Source organism: Pseudomonas putida, assembly GCF_003228315.1.
Taxonomy (GTDB): Bacteria; Pseudomonadota; Gammaproteobacteria; order Pseudomonadales; family Pseudomonadaceae; genus Aquipseudomonas; species Aquipseudomonas putida_S.
Genome location: NZ_CP029693.1, coordinates 1,377,887 through 1,394,760, shown reverse-complemented (window position 1 = coordinate 1,394,760; position 16,874 = coordinate 1,377,887). Strand labels below are relative to the sequence as shown.

The following is a 16,874-nucleotide window of genomic DNA, read 5'->3' as shown; positions in this document are numbered from 1 at the left end:
CGAGCCTGCTCGCGATGACGGACTTTCAAGCGCCATCGAGGGTGCGCCTTACCTTGTCCAGCAACTCATTGATCTGAAACGGCTTGACCAGCATTTCCATGCCATCCCCCAGAAACACCTGCCGGTTGATCGCGGTTTCGGCGTAGCCGGTCATGAACAGGATCGGCAGTGTCTCGCGCCAGCCCCGCGCCACGTCGGCCAGTTCCCGGCCGCTCATGCGCGGCAGGCCGACATCGGTCAGCAGCAGGTCGATGGACGGGTCGTTCTGCAAGCGTTCGAGCGCAGTTTCGATATCGGCCGCCTGGGTGCAGCGGTAGCCGGCGTCCATCAGTACCTCGTTTACAAACATCCGCACCGACGCCGTGTCCTCGACGATCAACACGTGCTCGCCCGCACCTTGGGGATCGACCGTGGCGGGAATGGCTTCGGCGGCCGTGGGATCGGAGGTGGCCGGCAGCATGATGGTCACTTCGGTGCCGCGCCGGGCCACGCTGCGAATGTGCGCGTCGCCGCCGGATTGCCGGGCGAAACCGTAAATGGTCGACAACCCGAGGCCGGTGCCCTGGCCCAAGGGTTTGGTGGTGAAGAACGGATCGAACACCTTGTCGATCACGTTATGGTCGATGCCCGTGCCGTCGTCGCGAACCGACAGGGCGACATAGGCACCGTCGGCGAGATTCGGGTCGCCATGGGAGTAGGCGGCATAGGTGTTGACCCAGATGTTGCCGCCCTGGGGCAAGGCATCGCGGGCATTGATCACCAGGTTGAGCACGGCGCTTTCCAGCTGGATCGGGTCGACCAGGGCAATGGCGGCCTTGCTCGTCAGCTCAAGCTTGAGCGCAATGCGTTCGCCGATGGTGCGTACCAGCAATTCTTCCAGTGAGCGGATGTGCTCGTTGATGTCCACCGGCCGGGTATCGAGGGGCTGTTGCCGGGCGAAGGCCAGCAGGCGATGGGTGAGGGAGGCGGCACTCATGGCCGAGTTCAGCGCCGCCTCGGCGTAGAACTGAACCTTGTCGGTGCGGCCGTCGACGGCGCGCTTCTGGATCAGCTCCAGGCTGGTGATGATGCCGGTGAGCAGGTTGTTGAAGTCGTGGGCGATGCCGCCGGTCAACTTGCCCAGCGCATCCATTTTCTGCACCTGCAGCAGCTGGGCTTCGGTGCGCACGCGTTCGGCGACTTCCTTGGCCAATTGGGTGGTGGCGTCATCGAGCCGGGCCAGGTGCGAGCGCTCGCGGTGACGGTGCTCGGTGACATCTTCGACAAACACCAGGCTCGATTGCGGGGTGCGATAGGGCGAGATCTGCCACTCGGTCTCACGAACGTCGCCGCCCACGCGCATGCTCAAGGTGCCTTTCCAGCGTTCGCCATAGGCCAGGCGCAGGCGCAGTTCTTCGATGACGGCCAGTTGATCGTCGGCAAAACACTCGCGCAAGGTCTCGGGGTCGCGGTTGTCCTGGATCAGTCGGGCGAAGGCGTGGTTGCACTCATGCACCTTGAGGTCGGCATCGAGCACCGCGATGGGTGCCGACACATTGAAGAAAATCTCGCGAAAACGCGCCTCGCTTTCCCGCAGGGCATTCTCGGTTTCCCGCACGCGCAACAAGGTGCGCAGGGTCGCCAGCAGCACGTCGGGGTCGACCGGATGGATCAGATAGGCATCGGCCCCGGCGTCCAGGCCGGTAATGATGTCGCCGGTCTGGATCGAGGCCGCCGAGACATGTACCACCGGCAGCAGCGCGGTGGCGGGGTCGGAGCGCAGTTTGCGCACGATGTCGAAGCCGCTCATGTCCGGCAGGTTGACGTCGAGAATCAGCGCGTCGAGCGTCACACTGCCGATCAGCTCCAGCCCCTCGCTGCCGGTCCCGGCTTCGAGCACTTCATAGCCGTGGCGTTCCAGGCGTCGGCGCAGGGCATAGCGCGTGGCGATGTTGTCGTCGACGATCAGCAAGCGCAGGTCACGTTTCATCGGCGGGCTCCAGGGCGATGGCCAGCGGGATGATCACGAAAAAGGTCGAGCCGCTGCCGGGCGAGCTTTGCACGCCGACATCGCCACCGAGCAGCTGCGCGAAGCGTTTGCACAGGGACAGCCCCAGGCCGGTGCCACGCAGGCGCTTTTGCAGTGGCGAGTCGACCTGGGAAAAGTCTTCGAACAAGGTGCCGTGCAGTTCGGGAGCGATACCGATGCCGGTGTCGCTGACGGCAAAACGCACCTTGTCGCCATCTTCCAGCTGTGCCGACACCCGGACCTCGCCACGGGTGGTGAACTTCAGCGAGTTGGAAATGAAGTTGCGCAGGACCTGCGCCAGCTTCTTGTCATCGGTGTACAGCTGCGGCAGGCCTATCGGTTCCTCGAAAATCAGGTCCACCGCGCTGCCATCCACAATCGGGCGAAACATGCCGCGCAGGGCCGAGAACAGGTCGAGCATGTCGAACCAGGCCGGGGAGATGGTGATGCGCCCGGCCTCGATCTTCGCCAGGTCCAGCAGATCGTCGACCATGTCGGAGAGCTCCCGGGCCGAGTTGCTGACGAACGCCACCTGTTTGTGTTGCTCGGGGCTCAAAGGTCCGTCGAGCTCGTCGCTCAGCAGGCTGGCGATGCTCAGGATCGAGCCCAGCGGGGTGCGGAATTCATGGCTCATATAGGACAGGAAACGGCTTTTCAGGTCCGAGGCCTGGCGCAGTTGTTCGGCCTGGGTGTCGAGTTCGGCGTAGAGCGCCAGCACGCCCTGATTGGTTTCGTCCAGTTCGGCGCGCAGGGCGTCGGCTTCGCCTTTCAACTGCGTGATCAGCGCCGCTTGCTCGTCAATTGGGCTGATGGGTGTTTCAGACATGAACGGCCTCCAGGGCTATGACCAGCACCGTGACATCGTCCCGTCCACGACAGAAATCACGGTGCAAAACGGCGGCGATCACGGCGGGATGACGATGCACCAGACCGGGGTAGTCCTGCAGGTTCCAGCGCGATTGCAGGCCATCGCTATACATGATCAAAAGCTGTCCATTGACTTGAGCATAGTCAAAGGCCTGCGCCTTCCGATACTGGCCGCCGACGATGCCCGGATGAGAGGCAAGGCCCCTGGATTTGTCGACCGCGACCAGGCTGGCACCGATGTTGCCGATACCGATGAACGTCAGGGTGTCGCAGGCGGTGTCGATCTGCGCGATGGCCACCGCCCCGCCCCGGGTACCGATCATGGCCAGATGCAGGTCCTCCAGCACCAGCACCGGCGCGGCGAAGGGCGCAAGGGCGAAGGCTTTCTCGCCGGCGCGGGCGGCTCGTTCGGCTTCTTCGCCATGGCCCAGGCCGTCGATTACCAGAACGCTGATGCGCGGACCGTCAAAGGCCAGATGCCAGATATCGCCGCAGGATGGATCGTTATGCAGCGAGTGCTGACTGATGCCGATGCGTAGATCCCGAGCCTTGTCCAGGCGTGGATATAGCCGCGTGAGCAGGACCGCGCCCCGTGAATCGGCGTAGACATCGAACACTTCGGTCTGACGTGACACCGCACCCAAACCGATGCCTTGGGTGCCGCCCGTTGAAAAGCCATCGGTCAGGCAGGCCTGCAAATCGAAGCCGTTGGCGCGGTCTACCGCGAGCATTTCAATTCCGGCGCCACCCACGCGAGGTAGCACTCGCAGGTGCAACTCGCCGCGGTTGGCATGCTTGAGAATGTTGCTGGCAAGTTCGGTCGCCACCAATGCCACACGCCCGGCATCAACCGAATCGAAGCCGTTCTTCTCGGCCAGTTGCTGCGCGATGCGCCGTGCGTGACCGATCTGGCTGCTGTCTTCGATGGCCAGCACCAGGGTCATGGAACTGCCGATGTTCATGTCCATCGGGTGATCGTGACGCGGGTGCCCTTGCCGGGAGCGGTGTCGATCTCGAAATCATCCACCAGCCGTTTGGCGCCGGTCAGGCCCAGGCCCAGGCCGGAACCGGAGGTCCAGCCGTCGGTCATCGCCAGTTTGATGTCAGGGATGCCGGGGCCTTCGTCACGAAAGATCAGACGCAGGCCGGTGCGCGGGTTTTCGTCGAGGATCTGCCAGTCCATGTCGCCGCCACCGCCGTACACCATGGTGTTGCGCGCCAGTTCACTGACGGCGGTGACCAGCTTGGTCAGGTCGATCAGGCGCATGCCGCATTCGGTCGCCAGCTTGCGCGCCAGCTGCCGCGCCAGGACCACGTCCTGCTCGATATGGATCGGGTGAGTACCGCTGCTGCGCACGGTCATTGCTCGAGTACTCGATCCTGTAGCAGTTTCATGCCGCGCTCGACGTTCAGTGCGGTGCTCACACCGGGCAGGGTCAGGCCCAATTCCACCAGGGTAATGGCCACCGCAGGCTGCATGCCGACCAGTACGGTCTGGGCATCCATGATTTTCGACAGGCCGGAAATGGTTCCGATCATCCGGCCGATGAAGGAGTCGACCATGTCCAGTGCGGAAATATCGATCAGCACGCCACGGGCGCTGGTCTTGCTGATGCGCTCGGACAGGTCGTCCTGAAGGGTCAGGGCCAATTGGTCATGCATGTCGACCTGGATGGTCACCAGCAGGAACGGCCCCATTTGCAGAATCGGAATGCGCTCCATGGGCTCAGTCCGCCTTGCTGATGGTCATTCCCAGCCGGGTCAGGGCCAGTTTCAGGGCATCGGCCAGGTTGGCCTTGGTCACCACGCCTTGCAGGTCCAGCCCCAGATGCACGATGGTCTGGGCGATCTGCGGACGCACGCCGCTGATGATGCAATCGGCGCCCATCAGGCGAATCGCGGTGACGGTCTTGAGCAGGTGCTGGGCCACCAGGGTGTCGACGGTCGGTACGCCGGTGATGTCGATGATGGCGATCTCCGAGCCGGTGTCGACGATCCGCTGCAACAGCGATTCCATCACCACCTGGGTGCGCTGCGAGTCGAGGGTGCCGATCATCGGCAGGGCCAGCACACCGTCCCAGAGCTTGACCACCGGGGTCGACAGTTCCAGCAACTCTTCCTGCTGGCGCTTGATCACCGACTCGCGGGATTTCTGGAAGGTGCGGATGGTGTGCATGCCCAGTGCGTCGAGCAGTTCGGAGATTTCCCAGACCTGCTCGGCCAGCAGTGCCGGGCTGTCCTGATAGTGATTTTGCAGCAAGGCGAACAGCGGGCCCTTGAGCGAAAAGATGAAGTTGGCGGTCTGGTAGGAATCATGGCCGAGGAGGGCGCGGCTATGGGAAAGCTTTTCCAGGAACAGGCGGATCTCGTCCCAGCCGGCCGCGGCAATGTTCTGGCCGTTGCCCTTTTCCAGGCCCGAGACAATCAGGTGCAGGAACTCCGAAGTCTGTTGTTTCAGGTCCTGATCCTTGAGATTGCGCGTGGCACCGCTGTCTTCAAGGCTCTGGGTCCATTGCGCAAGCAGTGGCGCCTGGTTTTTTTTAATCGCATCGATGGTGCCGGATTGCAGTGCCGCCATGAGACTGGACTCCTTTTATGTAGAGCGCCGATTCCCCGAAAAACGACCGGCGCAAAAGCAGTGACATTTGGCGAATGGAATAGTTGTGCTCTTTTGCCAGCATTTTTCATTCGCAGCACATTCACTGTAGGCGGCGCGGGCCTTGGCGGCGGTTTTTTATCGAATGCAAAAGAAAACCGCATCACGGATGCGGTTTTCCTGTCGTGCAGCGCAATTATTTGCTTGGGTGAGCCGCTTGCAGCTTTTTCGCCATGTCCAGGTGCTTTTGCAGCCCCGGCAGCATTTGCTGGGCGAACCCTTTGAGTTCGGTGGCGCCCTTGGTTTGGTCGTCGGTGACGGTGTTGGCTTGTTTCTCGAATAGCTTGATGGCTTCTTCGTGGGCCTTGACCTGGTTGTTGGCATAGGCGGCGTCGAAGGATTCATCGCGCATGTCGAGGATCTTTTCCTTGGCCTGTTTGACCAGCGTCGTGCTGTCCGGGACTTCGATGTCATTCTTTTTCGCGATGCTCGCCAGCTCGTCGTTGGCCTTGCCGTGGTCGGTGATCATCATGTTGGCGAATGCCTTGATGTCGGCCGATTGGCTTTTTTCCAGCGCCAGGCGGCTGGCTTCGACTTCGGCGATGCCACCGGCGGCAGCCTTGTCGACGAAATCATTGGAGGTCGCTGCAAAAGCCGCGCCCATGCTGGTACTCAAGGCTAAAGTCAGAACGAGGTGGCGCAGTTTCAATCCGTCCATTGGTGCTTCTCCACGCAGTTGATCGAGGTGATCGTTACTGTGTGGAGGTCGTCGTGTTGGCAAAGGTTTGATCCCGTTTGCGACAGGACGACGAACGGGCACCGCCGGTCAGATGGATGGTCGACAGAATCGGCCAACCGAGGCCATTCTGATAGTTGGCGAACGCAATCAGTCGCGTTTGCTACCGATTAACAAACGGAGGTGTTCCATGCCGGTGTCACACGACCTGTTTAAGGATCTGAACCGCACAAGGGAAGAAATCCAAAAGAGACGTGCCGAAGATCCGTTACTGGACTCGTTGATCAACAAGTATTCCCAGGCGGATAAAGCGGTGGTGGAGGCAGAGGAGGCCAAATCCAGCGATGACGCGGTGACAAGGCTCAAGGCCAAGCGCCTGGAGGTCAAGGACAAGATCGTCAGGCAGCTGCAGTCGCCGTCCTGACTCTGGTTGCAGCGTCACCGACGACCGGTGAGCGAAAGTTGGAACGGCGATAAAAACCGGCACCTCGAATGTTCAGAGTCCGACGATACGGCTCCATGCGAGGTGCCCCATGAACAAAGTGAAATTCCCTTCTGAAGAGCAGGGTGGGTTCGATCCGGTTCCCACTCATCCAGAACCCAACAGCCCGGCGCATACCACGGCCTTTCCCGAGGAAGAGCCGGTGCCGGAAGATGTCGAGCCGGAGAAAAACAGGCAGCCCGAGCGGCGGTGACTGGGCGATTGCCATCGCGAGTAGGCTCGCTCCCACAATGGCTCCTTGGGGACACACCACCCCCGGTAGGAGCTGCCGAAGGCTGCGATCTTTTGATCTTGTTTTTTAAATCAAAATCAAAAGATCGCAGCCTTCGGCAGCTCCTACCGGGGGCCTGGTGTTTATTGCAATGCGGTCTTCAGGGGCAATCGCACCATGTTCCTGGCCTTGAGTGACCCGAAATACAACCATTCCCCATATTCACGCACGGTGGTGATCGGCGAGTAGTTACCGCTGCTTGCGTCCTGCAGGTTGGCGATGACCTTGCCGTCGAGGTCCAGGCCCAGGGCAAAGCCGCGTTTTTCCACCGGTTTGGGCAGCACGGTCATGGCGCGCACAAGCATCTTGCGTATGAACGGATGCTGCGCCGTGGCATCCAGCAGAGCGCTGCGTGGTGCGTACAGCGCCACCCAGAAGCGGTCGCGGCCATTGAATGACAGGTTGTCCGGCAGCCCCGGCAAGTTATCGATGAACAGATCATGAGTACCGGCTTGCGGTCCGCTCAACCAGTAGCGGCTGATGCGGTAGGCGCCGGTTTCGTTGACCAGCACGAAGGCATCGTCCGGTCCGAGGGTGACTCCGTTGGCGAACTCCAGCTTATCCAGCAGCACCTCGGTCTTTCCGCTCTGGAAGTCGTAACGCAGCAGACGCCCGTCGCCGCCGTGCTCGATGATCGCCTCGCCGTCCCTGCCGTAACCGAAGCGGCTTGAGGCATCGGTGAAGTAGGCGAAGTGCCCGGGCTTGTCGATCACCACATCGTCGGTAAAACCGAAGGGTACGCCACCGGCGGCGGTGCTCAGCGCCACCAGCCGACCCTGGGCATCCAGCGACAGCAAACCCTTGAGCGCATCGGCGATCACCAGCAAACCATTGGGATGACGGGCCAGGCCCAGCGGACGGCCGCCGGTATCGGTCAGGACGGTGCGGGTCTTGCCGTCCAGGCTGGTACGCAGCACTCGGCCGTCATGCAGACCGGTGATCAGCATGTCGTCTTCCAGCAGTAGCGCTTCAGGACCGTCGATGTCCACGGCACCGACAGGTTGCACGTCCTTCAGACGCTGGTTATCGGCATACACGCCGTTGGTGAGGGAGGGGGCGGGCGGCGGTGTCCAGGCCACCGGCCGCACCTTGGTCGGCATCAGCAGCAGGAACGCGCCAATGAGCACGATCAACAGCAACACCCAATGGTGAAACCGGATCGATCGACTCACGCTTTGACTCCCGACTGCGCCAGCTGCTTTTCCGCCATTTCGCGCAAGGCCAGCATCGACGCGGCCGACTCGCGATCAATCCGGCGCCTGAGCAGCAGCCGGTTGGCGATACGCATTCCCAGGCCGCTGAACCGATATTCGAGGGTGCGGATAAACCGCGTTGCATTCCCCAGCGCCTCGCATTCGTAGGTGAGCACCAGCGACAGACCATGATCGCCCTGGGCCTGGGCCACCCAGCGCCGTCCCGGCAGATACTCATCGACCATCCAGCTCAAATGGCCGTCGCGTCCGCCTGCGCGAATGTCCTCATCGAACCGGGCGCCGGCGTGCAGCGGGCCTTTCTGGCCATTGATCTTCAGCGAGGAAGGATGCCACTCGGGCCAGCGGGTCACGGTGCTGGCGTAGGCGAGTACATCGATGGGATTTCCTGCGATGTCGACTTGATGCTGCATGCGGGTCATGGGCGTTCTCGTCAGGTAAGGGGTGGCCTGCTCCGGTTCCCAGTAAAGGGTGCCGAACAGGTAGTCCATCAATGGAAAAACGATATTGAAATTGCGCTCCTGCATCATCTCGCGGCGGTGATGCAGCTCATGCAGGCGACGCATCTGGCGGATCCATGGCAGGCGCGCCAACGGATTGTGCGGCGGCAGGTGCTCGCAGGCGTGGAGCACCTCGTAGGCGAGGTAGCCGAGGACCAGGCAGCCACCCGCCAGGCCGGCGACATTGGTATCGAACCGGGTGAGCAGCCACCAGATCGGCAAGGTGATGACCAGTGTGTGCAGGACGATCAGCCACGCCGGAAACAGAATCACCCGCCAGTCGCGAGCGTTGTCGTAGGTCATGTTGCCGGGAGCGAAAAAACTGTGATGATCGCCGGCATGCCGGGCATAGAACATCCGCGCGAAGGCTTTTTTGTGATGCCCCAGGTGGCGATGCACCATGTACACGCCGAAATTGAACAGCAACAAGGTCAGCGGCACCGTCAGCCATTGCAGCGGTTGGACCTGGTGGACGGTGCTCCAGAACGCGGCGATGGCCAGAACGCCGAACAGGAGCACGAAGGTGCCATGGAGCCACGGATTGTAGAGGGGATGGATGCCTGCGCGGTAACGGCTGCGGAATGCTTCGGTGGTCTGCCTCACTGCAATCACCTGTCGTTATTGTTATTCCCAGCAGATTAGTCGATCCCGGTGCACTGGCTGGCCGAACCAAGATGACACAAGTGCCATCATCCGGTGTAAACCGGACTCAGGACAACGGGTCCCAGCGTTGCGACCAGTCATCATCGGTGCGGATGACTTCGCGCAGCAGGTCGAAGGCCTGTTGCAGGATGGGCGAGTCGCGGTCACGGGAGTAGACCAGGTAGGTCGGATAGTTGAATTCCGGAGCCTTGGGCACTTGTTCCAGCACGCCGCTTTCCAGATAGCTCTGCACGACGCGGGTGCGGAAGTAGCCGCTGCCGCCATTTTCCAGAATGTATTGCAAGCCCAGAGGACCGAGGTTGAAGCTCAGCGGCGCCTTGGCCTTCTCAGGCAGCGCGGCGTCGTGTTGCCGACGGAAATCCTGGCCCCAATCGATGTACACGTATGGGTCGGCCCGCCCGGGCAGGCGCACCAGGACCAGCTTCTCTTCCAGTACCTGTTCGACCTGCAGGCGCGGCCAGTATTCGGGCTGATAGACCAGGGCTGCATCGAGCACCCCCAGTTCCAGTTGCCGCAGCAGGTTTTCGCCGTCGCGAATTTCCATGCGCAGGGCATGGCTGGGAATCTTTTCCCGCAGTTCCGCCGCCCAACTGAGCATCAACGGGTTGCACAGGCTGACTTCGCCACCGATGTGCAACACATCGTGATAGCCCTCGGGCAGCGGCAGATCCCGGCGCGCGGCTTCCCAGGTTTCCACCAGTTGATTGGCATACACCACGAAAGCTTCGCCATTGGGCGTCAGGCGCGCACCGGCGCGATTGCGCACAAACAGCGTGCTGCCCAGTTGGCTTTCGAGTTTCTGCACCCGTGCGGTGATCGCGGTCTGGGTGACGTGGAGCTTCTCGGCGGCTGCGGCCAGGCTGCCGTGGCGGACGATTTCCAGGAAGGTGCGGGCGAGGTCGATGTCCATGGGGTGGCCGGTGTGGGGAGTGGTGGCATTGTACCTGTAGGAGCGAGCCTGCTCGCGATGGACGTTAACGATGACGCGTGTTGATTGGCTAAACGCGGTGCCCTTGAGTCCATCGCAAGCAGGCTCGCTCCTACAATGACAAAACCCGCCACAAGGGCGGGTTTCGTGTATAGCCAGAGAGGCTTCTCTTAGGCCGGGAACAGCTCGGACAGTTTCATTGCCAGCATCATGTCGCCTTCAGCGCGCAGTTTGCCGCCCATGAATGCCTGCATGCCGTCGGTTTCGCCGCTGACGATGCCTTCCAGGGTTTCGCCGTCCATCACCAGGGTCACCTGGGCGTCCGGGTTCTCGCCTTCTTTCAGCTCGCAGGTGCTGTCCTTGACGACCAGGGAGAAGTGCTTGGTCTCGTCGATGCGGAAACCGAAGACCAGGTCCAGACCGGCAGCAGCGGCTGGGTTGAACTTGGCTTTCATTGCTTGTACGGCATCAGCTACGGAGGTCATGGTTTGATCCTTTTTTTGGTAATTGGAGCAGGGTAATAACAGCTGGGTGAGTACAGCCAGGGTCACAATAGTCCGGACTCAGCGGAAGGTGATGAGTTCCGGGGCTTTCAACAGTTGCAGGTGCGCATGACCGTTGAAAGAAGCCAGGGCCACCTCGCGGCCACGAAATTTCAGGTGGTTGAGCGAGGTGTTAACGATTTGCCAGTTCAGTTCAAAGGCCTGTTTGGCAGGCATCTGAGTAATGAGGTGGAGCAGGGCGGTGATGGTGCCGCCGGAGGTGAACACCGCGATTTTCTGGGTGTTGTCGGCCTGTTCGAGAATCCTGTTCAATCCGCCGCGGACCCGTTCGACAAAGCCCAGCCAGCTTTCCAGCTCCGGCGTGTCGTAGGTGCCGGCCAGCCAGCGTTCGATGATCAGGGCAAAGATGCGCTGGAACTCGGCGCGGTTTTGCGCGGCGTTGCGCAGGATGTCCAGGGCGTGCGGCTCATCGGGCAGCATCGCGGGAAGCAGTGCGCGAATCACCGCGTCGGCGTCGAATTCATTGAAGGCGGAGTCGGTTTCCAGGATCGGCACCGGCAGGCCCACGGCAGCGAATTGTTCCAGGGCGCTGGTGGCGGTGTGTTGCTGGCGACGCAAGTCGCCCGCCAGGCAGCGATCGAAGCTGATACCGAGTTCGGCCAGGTGCTGGCCAAGGATTTCTGCCTGGCGAATACCGGTCGGGGAGAGGACGTCGTAGTCGTCCGCACCGAAGGAGGCCTGGCCATGTCGAATCAAGTAGATGCTGCCCACGTCCGCGTCGTCCCGGTACGTTGAAGGTTTGGCGAGGTTATGAGGATGGCGGTGAGCTGTCAATGAAAAAACATACGCTTGTTTGAAATGCCCGTTACAGGCCCGTCGGTGAAGGTTTCACGACTGGTCGCAACGCCGACGCATGGGTATGCTGGAGGTATCCCGCGCGCTTCACGTCGCGCATCGCTTGAGGAGTCCTGTGTGGATTTTTTGTCCGAATACGCTGTTTTTCTGGCCAAGACCGTGACCCTGGTGATCGCCATTCTGGTGGTCCTGGCCAGCTTTGCGGCCTTGCGCAGCAAAGGTCGACGCAAGACCGCCGGCCAGTTGCAGGTCAGCAAACTCAATGATTTCTACAAAGGGCTGCGTGAGCGCCTGGAGCAGACCTTGCTCGACAAGGACCAGCTCAAGGCCTTGCGAAAATCCCAGGTCAAGACCGAGAAGAAGCAGAAGAAAAAGCCCGAGGCCAAGCCACGGGTGTTCGTGCTGGACTTCAACGGCGACATCAAGGCCTCGGCCACCGAAAGCCTGCGTCATGAAATCACCGCGCTGCTGACGCTGGCCACGCCCAAGGATGAAGTGGTCCTGCGTCTGGAAAGCGGCGGCGGCATGGTGCACAGCTACGGCCTGGCGTCTTCGCAGCTGGCGCGCATCCGTGAAGCCGGCGTGCCGCTGACCGTGTGTATCGACAAGGTGGCGGCCAGCGGCGGCTACATGATGGCGTGCATCGGTCAGAAGATCATCAGCGCACCGTTCGCCATCCTCGGTTCGATCGGCGTGGTCGCGCAGTTGCCCAACGTCAATCGCCTGCTGAAAAAACACGACATCGACTTCGAAGTACTGACCGCCGGCGAATACAAACGCACCCTGACGGTGTTTGGTGAAAACACCGAGAAGGGCCGTGAGAAGTTCCAGGAAGACCTGGACATCACTCACCAGTTGTTCAAGAACTTCGTTTCCCGCTATCGCCCGCAGCTGGCCATCGATGAAGTGGCCACCGGCGAAATCTGGCTTGGTGTGGCCGCGCTGGACAAACAACTGGTGGACGAACTCAAGACCAGCGACGAATACCTGGCTGAGCGCGCCAAGCAATCGGAGCTCTATCACCTGCACTACGCCGAACGCAAAAGCCTGCCGGAGCGCATCGGCATGGCGGCCAGTGGCTCGGTGGATCGCGTTTTGCTGAGTTGGTGGAGCCGGTTGACCCAGCAGCGTTTCTGGTGACATCTCTGTGGGAGCGAGCAGGCTCGCTCCCACAGGTGCTTTTATCAGCCATCCAGTTTCCACTCGGCAGCAGCGAACTTTCCAGGCACTGCTGGCGATCACTCCGATGTTTCGCAAAGTCCGCACTGGATAGGGTGACATTCCTCCATTGATTGCAAAGGAATGCACCATGAGCACACCTTCACACGACCCGGTTTCCCCGCAGGATCCTGCAGCGCCTTTACCCCTGCGCGACGAGCTCAAAGCCGTCGTGGACACTGCCCTTCCACAAAGCCCCGGTCAATTTGGCGAACAGCTGATCAAGCAAAAGTGGGGCGCGGGCATTGATCCGCAGACCGCCTTGCTGGTCACCCTCGATTACGACTACCGGGGTCATCCCGCACAAAACGGGGTGCACCAGGGGCAGGTGGCGAGTTCACGAACACTGGTCGAAACGCTGCTTTCCAATTACCAGACCGTTGGCGACGGGCGCTTCGGTGAAACCGCCTTCGGCTTGTATACGCCGCCGGACGTCGGGCCCCCTGTTCGCATCGTCAGCCATGTCGATGAGTTCGCCGACCGCGGTAGCGGCAATCACAAGACGTATGAAGGCATCTATCTGTCCACGCAACCGCAGGTCTATGGACCGCAAACTCAGATCAACCTCAGGCCGGCGGACTACAAAAAATGGGTCTGGACACTGTTTTTCAAGGACAAGTATCAGGCCTATGTCGACAAGGCCTGGCCCTCTGATCAAGCGATAACGGATGCCAGACCCTATCCCCTGAGAACATCGACCAAAGCCGCTTTTGTCATGTCGGCATGGTTGCAGCGCCAGGAAAACGTTTTGTCCCGACAGGGCTTCGAACTGGCCATGCAAGCGGCCGGATTGCCCCGCGATCAGGCATGGGAAACGCTGACGATGCAGCAGTTGCAAGCGCCGACGCGGATTCCCTCAAGCATCGAGGCGAGTCGGTTGAAGCTCTATCGATACACCGCGACAGACATCTGGTGCTTTCGCGACCGTGCCAGCGGCAGGGTCTTGTTGTACATCCCCGGCAACTCCTCGCCATTGCATGACTTTCCCGATACCAAACGGCTGCGCCAGTGGATGGTCGAGCAGGGGAAGAGGCCTGAAACCAAACAGGCGCTGGCGGCTCACTTCGCCGATGAAGATCGACATGACGGGACCTTTCACGCCGGTGTCCTCACCGCGCTGGAGGGCATGGCGGTTTATCCCGGGGAACATTGGCTGACCGCCGAAGCGGGATTTTTCAACAACGACGGCTACTGGGATCCCGACGATTACATCGGCTTCGAGCTTGCCTCGGCAACAACCGATCCCTTTGCGCAGTTGGTACTGACGATGAAGCGCGCTGCCCAGGCCAGCGTCGAAACCATCCGCGATGATGCGCAGGTCAACCGCGACAATCTGAGTGCGGTCATCGAGCCGATTGTGCAGTGGGTGAACCAGTTCGGCCCCTTGGCGCTGTTTGTGCCGGGAGGCGAGGGCTTGCTGGTGTTGGCTGGCCTGATCGATGCGGGTTATGGCCTGAACCAGGCCGTAAACGGCGAGACAGCCGACCAACGTTCCGAAGGCCTCACTCGCACGGTATTCGGTTTGCTCAATGCCTTGCCGTTGGCCGAGGGTGTCGCGTCGCTGCACGGCGAAGGAGGGGATGTGGCGGGACCGGCCAGGGCGCCCGATGCAGAGGGCGAAGCCTCGGCCGGGTCGAGCCTGCCAGCCGTCGATGCTGAAGCGCCCATGCATCCGATGTCGCCATTGCCTTCTCGCGTCGAGCTTTTACGCGGCGTCGGCGCTCCGGCGGGGACGTTCAGCGATGAGGTGCTGGCACAGATCGGCAAGGTCAGTGCCATTGATGATGACATGCTGCGCCTCATGCAAGCCGGACGGGCTCCGACTCCCTTGCTTGCGGACACGATTGATCGCTTCAGGATCGATCAGGAAGTTGCGGGGCTGAGCGATCCATCCGCGACGCCCGCCGAGTTGTTCAATCGCCGGTACCAGGCATTGCAAAAGTCCGAGCACAAATGGGTGCAGCTGTTCCAACGGCAATACCCCGGCCTGCCCAAATCCGCTGTGGAGCAGATGCTTGATCGTTACGGTATCGACTTCAGCTCTCCACCGGACGCTGCGCAAGCAAGGCAACTATTCAGTCAGCTGGATAGCAAGGCTCGCCAGTACCAGCAACATGTGCGTCTCAATCGAGCTTATGAAGGTCTTTACTTGCGCTCGATTTCCAATCCGGAGACCGACACGCTGGCCCTGCACTCGCTGAAAAATCTGCCTGGCTGGCCCAAGGGCCTGCGAATCGAGATCCGGGACAGTTCAATCGCAAGGCAGCTGCTGGATCGCAGTGGCCCGCTCGATACGCTTGATTGCCGGGTCGTGATCAGGTCTGGCGCGGGCTATCTACCCGCCACCCATTCAACGGAGTCCTCTGCGACCACAGATATTTACGAGGCTGTCGCCAGTTTGCTGTCCGCGGACGAGCGTTCGGCATTGGGGTTGATACCCAGCAGTCCTGGCAATGAACTGAAGCTGAAAGTCAGCGACCGGCCGCTGCTTCGTTCAGAGCTGATGCTCGGTCTGGGCAGAATGGACTCGGGCCTGCCCTTCGAGGCGTCGGGGCTTAGAGGCGGAGGCTATCCCGACACGCCTGAAGGGGCGGCCTTGACGCAAGAAATGATGAGGTTGCAGCTCAAGGACATTTACCCCGAGTTTTCCAGCAACGAAGTCGATGAGATTCTGCAGCGTGCAGGAAGTGGCGCGCAGGCTCACATCGATCACTTGCGACAGCAGTTGCAGCAGTTGCATACGGACCTTGAGTCCTGGCTCGATCAAGTGGCGCAAGACATCCATGATATGGACGTGCCTTTCCTGCAAATAGGCGACCCGGGGACAGAGGACCTTACCTTCGCGGAGATCGCATCGCGTAACGTGGAAATCTTGCAAGACACGATGGAGTACGAGCTTGAAACCAGAGGCGAACTCGCCGATGAACTGATTTCGATCTTCGAGAAACGCTCACCCAGGCCCAATAGCCACTATTCAGGAGATCACGTTGCAGGTTTCACGATGAACATGAGCCACGAGGACTTTCATCGGTTACCGGACCTGAATGTCCGTTTCAATGATGTGGTGGGGCTGAACCTCGGAAGCTTCCACGTGTTCGAACGGGAAACGTTGAATGGCTTTCTGGAACGTTTTCCCAATCTGCGAACCCTGAACCTGGAACAGACGGACCTGCGATTGCCCGACATCAACGGACAACTGGTGAGCGCTTTGCCGCCAGCGATACCTCAGTTACAACACCTCACCTCGTTGAACCTGCGTACCACCCAATTGACCTTTCAAGGCGCCGAGGCCGGCCAGTTGGCTCAATTGACTAACCTTCAATCGCTGGATCTTGGCAATAACCCGTTGGGTGCTCCCCCTGTAGTCATCGGTATGAGTCAGTTGCGAGTACTGAGGCTCGACGATACGCAAATCACGTCGTGCCCGATCGGAATCATGGATCAGCCGTATCTCGATGCGCTGGACTTGCGCAATAACCGGATTCATCGCGTTCCCCAGTCCGTACTGAATCAGGCTGTCGCCAGGGATCGAGTGCTGTTGTGGGGCAATCCCATAACGGACGAAGACACGCTGCGACGGCTCGTCAGCCATAGGGAGAACACCGGATTGAACCTGTGGTTGAGTGCACCGGGAAACAACTATGCCGATCCGGCAGCCTGGCTACGCGACATGGATCAAGGACGACACGATGCCCACCTGCAGATCTGGCAACGCCTGGCGCTCAAGCCACGGGGCGGGCGGTTTCTGGGGACCATGAACACTTTGACGCTCACCCCGGATTTTCAGGTCAATTATCCGGAGCTTCAGGCACGGGTCTGGCGATTGTTGACGCACGCCGATGCTTCGCAGGAGTTGTGGGGGCGATTAACGCAGGATGTGGCATTACCGGCTGGAGCTTTCGACAACCCGTTCGCGGCGTTCACGACACTGGAAGACCGGGCGAAGCTCTACAACAACTGGGTAGCCTTGGGGCGGCCGTTTCCGGTGGTAGGAGGGGGGTCGTAACACGCCATGA

The 16,874-nt window shown here is 60.6% G+C and carries 16 protein-coding genes; 4 read left to right on the top strand and 12 right to left on the bottom strand.

The window, feature by feature from the left end; all coding sequences use genetic code 11:
• Window positions 1-25: 25 nt before the first annotated feature.
• From DKY63_RS06190 to DKY63_RS06160, 7 genes are all read right to left on the bottom strand, one after another.
• Complete coding sequence (locus tag DKY63_RS06190) at window positions 26-1,969, bottom strand: response regulator (protein WP_110963288.1); 1,944 nt, start codon at window positions 1,967-1,969, stop codon at window positions 26-28.
• Window positions 1,959-2,834, bottom strand: a complete 876-nt coding sequence (locus tag DKY63_RS06185) for a sensor histidine kinase (protein WP_110963287.1) — start codon at window positions 2,832-2,834, stop codon at window positions 1,959-1,961. Before DKY63_RS06185 ends, DKY63_RS06190 begins: the two co-directional genes overlap by 11 nt.
• Window positions 2,827-3,837 carry an ATP-binding protein gene (locus DKY63_RS06180; protein ID WP_110967858.1) on the bottom strand — a complete coding sequence of 337 codons (1,011 nt, stop codon included), beginning with the start codon at window positions 3,835-3,837 and terminating at the stop codon, window positions 2,827-2,829. Before DKY63_RS06180 ends, DKY63_RS06185 begins: the two co-directional genes overlap by 8 nt.
• Entirely contained in the window at window positions 3,834-4,238 is a 405-nt protein-coding gene (locus DKY63_RS06175) for an anti-sigma regulatory factor (protein ID WP_110963286.1), read from the bottom strand. Before DKY63_RS06175 ends, DKY63_RS06180 begins: the two co-directional genes overlap by 4 nt.
• Window positions 4,235-4,597, bottom strand: coding sequence for an STAS domain-containing protein (locus DKY63_RS06170; RefSeq protein WP_110963285.1), 363 nt, complete (start codon window positions 4,595-4,597; stop codon window positions 4,235-4,237). The genes DKY63_RS06175 and DKY63_RS06170 overlap by 4 nt, the downstream gene beginning before the upstream one ends.
• Window positions 4,598-4,601: 4 nt before the next feature.
• Window positions 4,602-5,453: an STAS domain-containing protein gene (locus tag DKY63_RS06165; protein WP_110963284.1), complete on the bottom strand. Its 852-nt coding sequence runs from the start codon at window positions 5,451-5,453 to the stop codon at window positions 4,602-4,604.
• A gap of 214 nt (window positions 5,454-5,667) precedes the next feature.
• Window positions 5,668-6,189, bottom strand: coding sequence for a DUF4142 domain-containing protein (locus DKY63_RS06160; RefSeq protein ID WP_110963283.1), 522 nt, complete (start codon window positions 6,187-6,189; stop codon window positions 5,668-5,670).
• A gap of 208 nt (window positions 6,190-6,397) precedes the next feature.
• Here DKY63_RS06160 and DKY63_RS06155 point away from each other — a divergent pair, with 208 nt between their 5' ends.
• A complete protein-coding gene (locus DKY63_RS06155; RefSeq protein ID WP_110963282.1) occupies window positions 6,398-6,631 on the top strand; it encodes a DUF465 domain-containing protein in 234 nt (77 codons plus the stop codon).
• A gap of 109 nt (window positions 6,632-6,740) precedes the next feature.
• Complete coding sequence (locus DKY63_RS32360) at window positions 6,741-6,902, top strand: hypothetical protein (protein ID WP_204354301.1); 162 nt, start codon at window positions 6,741-6,743, stop codon at window positions 6,900-6,902.
• Between the two features lie 161 nt (window positions 6,903-7,063).
• Here DKY63_RS32360 and DKY63_RS06150 read toward each other — a convergent pair whose 3' ends face one another.
• The 5 genes from DKY63_RS06150 to DKY63_RS06130 all read right to left on the bottom strand — a co-directional run bounded on the left by DKY63_RS06150 (window position 7,064) and on the right by DKY63_RS06130 (window position 11,556).
• Window positions 7,064-8,152: an SMP-30/gluconolactonase/LRE family protein gene (locus tag DKY63_RS06150; RefSeq protein ID WP_110963281.1), complete on the bottom strand. Its 1,089-nt coding sequence runs from the start codon at window positions 8,150-8,152 to the stop codon at window positions 7,064-7,066.
• On the bottom strand, window positions 8,149-9,294 hold the full coding sequence (locus DKY63_RS06145) for a sterol desaturase/SRPBCC family protein (RefSeq protein ID WP_110963280.1): 1,146 nt from the start codon (window positions 9,292-9,294) through the stop codon (window positions 8,149-8,151). The genes DKY63_RS06150 and DKY63_RS06145 overlap by 4 nt, the downstream gene beginning before the upstream one ends.
• A gap of 106 nt (window positions 9,295-9,400) precedes the next feature.
• Entirely contained in the window at window positions 9,401-10,264 is an 864-nt protein-coding gene (locus DKY63_RS06140; protein WP_110963279.1) for a LysR family transcriptional regulator, read from the bottom strand.
• A gap of 188 nt (window positions 10,265-10,452) precedes the next feature.
• Entirely contained in the window at window positions 10,453-10,767 is a 315-nt protein-coding gene (locus DKY63_RS06135) for an SCP2 sterol-binding domain-containing protein (protein ID WP_110963278.1), read from the bottom strand.
• A gap of 78 nt (window positions 10,768-10,845) precedes the next feature.
• The gene (locus DKY63_RS06130; RefSeq protein WP_110963277.1) at window positions 10,846-11,556 is read right to left on the bottom strand and encodes a histidine phosphatase family protein; all 711 of its coding nucleotides are present in this window, start codon (window positions 11,554-11,556) and stop codon (window positions 10,846-10,848) included.
• Window positions 11,557-11,757: 201 nt separating this feature from the next.
• Between DKY63_RS06130 and sohB the strand changes: the two genes are divergently transcribed.
• Both sohB and DKY63_RS06120 read left to right on the top strand, forming a co-directional pair.
• Window positions 11,758-12,780, top strand: coding sequence for a protease SohB (gene sohB, locus DKY63_RS06125; RefSeq protein ID WP_110963276.1), 1,023 nt, complete (start codon window positions 11,758-11,760; stop codon window positions 12,778-12,780).
• 169 nt (window positions 12,781-12,949) lie between these two features.
• Window positions 12,950-16,864: a leucine-rich repeat domain-containing protein gene (locus DKY63_RS06120; RefSeq protein WP_110963275.1), complete on the top strand. Its 3,915-nt coding sequence runs from the start codon at window positions 12,950-12,952 to the stop codon at window positions 16,862-16,864.
• Window positions 16,865-16,874: the final 10 nt, after the last annotated feature.

Excerpts from the sequence above, each read along its gene's own strand:
- DKY63_RS06190 (WP_110963288.1), bottom strand. The coding sequence starts at position 1,969 with ATGAAACGTGACCTGCGCTTGCTGATCGTCGACGACAACATCGCCACG.
- DKY63_RS06185 (WP_110963287.1), bottom strand. The coding sequence starts at position 2,834 with ATGTCTGAAACACCCATCAGCCCAATTGACGAGCAAGCGGCGCTGATC.
- DKY63_RS06180 (WP_110967858.1), bottom strand. The coding sequence starts at position 3,837 with ATGAACATCGGCAGTTCCATGACCCTGGTGCTGGCCATCGAAGACAGC.
- DKY63_RS06175 (WP_110963286.1), bottom strand. The coding sequence starts at position 4,238 with ATGACCGTGCGCAGCAGCGGTACTCACCCGATCCATATCGAGCAGGAC.
- DKY63_RS06170 (WP_110963285.1), bottom strand. The coding sequence starts at position 4,597 with ATGGAGCGCATTCCGATTCTGCAAATGGGGCCGTTCCTGCTGGTGACC.
- DKY63_RS06165 (WP_110963284.1), bottom strand. The coding sequence starts at position 5,453 with ATGGCGGCACTGCAATCCGGCACCATCGATGCGATTAAAAAAAACCAG.
- DKY63_RS06160 (WP_110963283.1), bottom strand. The coding sequence starts at position 6,189 with ATGGACGGATTGAAACTGCGCCACCTCGTTCTGACTTTAGCCTTGAGT.
- DKY63_RS06155 (WP_110963282.1), top strand. The coding sequence starts at position 6,398 with ATGCCGGTGTCACACGACCTGTTTAAGGATCTGAACCGCACAAGGGAA.
- DKY63_RS32360 (WP_204354301.1), top strand. The coding sequence starts at position 6,741 with ATGAACAAAGTGAAATTCCCTTCTGAAGAGCAGGGTGGGTTCGATCCG.
- DKY63_RS06140 (WP_110963279.1), bottom strand. The coding sequence starts at position 10,264 with ATGGACATCGACCTCGCCCGCACCTTCCTGGAAATCGTCCGCCACGGC.
- DKY63_RS06135 (WP_110963278.1), bottom strand. The coding sequence starts at position 10,767 with ATGACCTCCGTAGCTGATGCCGTACAAGCAATGAAAGCCAAGTTCAAC.
- DKY63_RS06120 (WP_110963275.1), top strand. The coding sequence starts at position 12,950 with ATGAGCACACCTTCACACGACCCGGTTTCCCCGCAGGATCCTGCAGCG.